At 73.4% G+C, this 621-nt stretch carries 1 protein-coding gene; it reads right to left on the minus strand.

Annotation, left to right across the window (positions count from 1 at the left end):
• A partial coding sequence (locus tag AC5LSR_RS19765) for a thiopeptide-type bacteriocin biosynthesis protein (protein WP_493468801.1) occupies nt 1–417 on the minus strand: 417 nt, incomplete at its 3' end.
• Nucleotides 418–621: the final 204 nt, after the last annotated feature.

Raw genomic sequence — 621 nt, forward strand, 5'->3', positions numbered from 1 at the left:
CAGCCGGGCGGCGAGAACGACGGGCAGTTCGCGGCGGAGCGCGGGGCCTGTGTCGGCGAGGTGGTCGAGCAGGTGACGGCTGTCGGCGCTGAACAGCTCGTGCGCCAGGTCCATGCCGGCCGGGCCGCCGAACGCCTGGGTTTCGGGCTCGTAGCGGGTCTTGGTCCACGACTGGATCGTGTCGCGGCCGAGGAGGGTGCCTGCGAGCTGCTCGGCAACCTGCCCGGTCGCGGGGCGAAGCCGCAGCCGCCAGGTGTCGCCCTTGCGCACGAACCACCAGGCCTCGACGGTGCCGGCGTGCTCGGCGTCGACGAGCAGGGGCCGCAGGTGCGCCGTGGCCATCTGTTCGGCGGCCCGCCAGCCCGCGCAGACAAGGTTGAGCTGAGGCCAGCTGCCGCTGGCCGGGGATGTGGTCATGGTGGTGTCCTGTCGTCGGCTGGGGTTCAGGTGAGAAGCAGGCAGGAAGGCCAGGCAGCGGACGCGGCCGCGGCGGGCGTGACTGTGACGGATGTGGCGAGGGTGTGTGCGACGAGGGCGATCCCGGCGCGACCGTCGATGAGCCCGGGCGCCGGGCAGGGGTCGGTCGCGTGGTCGAGGAACGCGCGGACCAGGCCGGGGAGT

The sequence above is a fragment of the Protofrankia sp. CiP1_Cm_nod4 genome (assembly GCF_982290645.1).